This is a genomic window from Hydrogenophaga sp. (genome assembly GCF_035481345.1).
Taxonomy (GTDB): Bacteria; Pseudomonadota; Gammaproteobacteria; order Burkholderiales; family Burkholderiaceae_C; genus Hydrogenophaga.
On sequence record NZ_DATIGV010000166.1, the window covers coordinates 1 to 1,799 of the forward strand.

Below are 1,799 nucleotides of genomic sequence, written 5' to 3' on the forward strand. Positions count from 1 at the left end.
CGCGGAGGCGGCGAAAGAGATCAAAGGCCTGATCGGCGCCAGCGTGGAGCGCGTGGACGCGGGCTCGCGCCTGGTGGCCGATGCGGGCCAGACCATGAGCGAGATCGTGGGCTCGGTGCAGCGCGTGAGCGACATCATCGGAGAGATCACGGCGGCCTCGGGCGAGCAGAGCGAGGGCATCGGCCAAGTGAACGTGGCGGTGAACCAGCTCGACCAGATGACGCAGCAGAACGCCGCGCTGGTGGAAGAGAGCGCGGCCGCCGCGCAGAGCCTGAAGGAACAGGCGGACCGCCTGGCCCAGGTGGTGCAGGTGTTCCGCATCGGCCAGGAAACGGCCACGCCGGCGGCCCTGCCCGTGCCCAAGGCCGCATCCGCAGCCACATCCGCGCCTGCGGTAGCGGTCGCGGTCGTGAGTCCCAAGGCCCCGGCGGCCGCCCCGGCCAAGCCGGCGGCGACGCTCGTGCCGACCAGCACCAAGGCCGCGCCCGCGGCCCAGGCAACACCCACGCCGCGCGCGGCGCCCGCTCCCACGATCCCCGCGCCAAGCACGGCGGAAGGTGAGTGGGAGAGTTTCTGAACAAGGGGACGGCACGCGCCGTCCCTTGCCTTGCCGGTCGTTGGAGAGCAATGAAATGAACGTGATCAACCGATTCAGGATCGGGCCGCGCCTGTACCTGGGCTTCGCGCTGGTGCTGATGCTGCTGGCGGGTCTCACGGGCACCGCCTGGTACAGCCTGAGAGCCTCGCAAGCCGCCACCGCCCGCGTGGTCGAGATGGACCGGCTCGCCGGCCTCACCCAGGAATGGCTGATGAGCACGCAGATCAACATCAACCGCGTGATGGCCCTGGCCACCTCGCGCAACGACCCCGCGGTTGACAGCCACTTCAAGCCCCTGATCGCGCAGGTGTCGGCTCGCATCAGCGAGGTGCAGAAGGAACTCGAGTCGGGCATCCAGAGTGAGCGCGGCAAGGTGCTGCTCAAGGAAATTGGCGAGCGCCGCAGCGCCTACATGGGCGTGCGCAAGACCTATTTCGACACGCTCAAGAACGGCGATGCCGCTGGTGCCCAGCAGCTTCTGGGCAATGCCCTGATGCCCGCGGCCCAGGCCTATGGCGACAAGCAGCAGGAGCTGTTGAACCTGCAGCGCCAGCTGGTGGCCGAAGCGGTGACGGCGTCCGAGGCCACGAGCAACCGCCAGGTGGGCGTGTTGCTGATCATGGCGCTGGCCGCCATGGGCCTGGCCCTGGTGCTGGCCTGGCGCATCACGCGCTCCGTGACCGTGCCCCTGACCCAGGCCGTGGGCGTGACCCGCGACGTGGCCCGGGGCGACCTGACGCGCGACGTGAGCACCCCGCTCACCGACGAGCTGGGCGACCTGCTGCGCGCGCTGGGCGACATGAAAACCTCGCTCACGCACACCGTGAGCCAGGTGCGCAGCGCCACCGACAGCATCAACACCGCCTCGCAGGAAATCGCCACCGGCAACCAGGACCTGAGCAGCCGCACCGAGCGGGCCGCCTCGAACCTGCAGGAGACCGCGGCGAGCATGGAGCAACTCACCGGCACGGTGCGCCAGAGCGCGGACTCCGCACGGCAGGCCAATCAACTGGCGGCGACCGCCGCCGAGGTGGCCGCGCGCGGCGGCTCGGTGGTCTCTCAGGTGGTCACCACCATGGACGAGATCAATCAGAGCTCCAGGAAGATCAACGACATCATCGGCGTCATCGACGGCATCGCCTTCCAGACCAACATCCTGGCGCTCAACGCCGCGGTGGAAGCGGCCCGCGCAGGTGAACAG

The 1,799-nt window shown here is 69.3% G+C and carries 2 protein-coding genes; both read left to right on the plus strand.

What is annotated here, in order from left to right; genetic code table 11:
- Positions 1 to 577, plus strand: a 577-nt coding sequence (locus VLG41_RS17215; protein ID WP_325350618.1) for a methyl-accepting chemotaxis protein, incomplete at its 5' end; no start/stop codon positions are given.
- A gap of 55 nt (positions 578 to 632) precedes the next feature.
- Positions 633 to 1,799, plus strand: a 1,167-nt coding sequence (locus VLG41_RS17220; RefSeq protein WP_325350619.1) for a methyl-accepting chemotaxis protein, incomplete at its 3' end; no start/stop codon positions are given.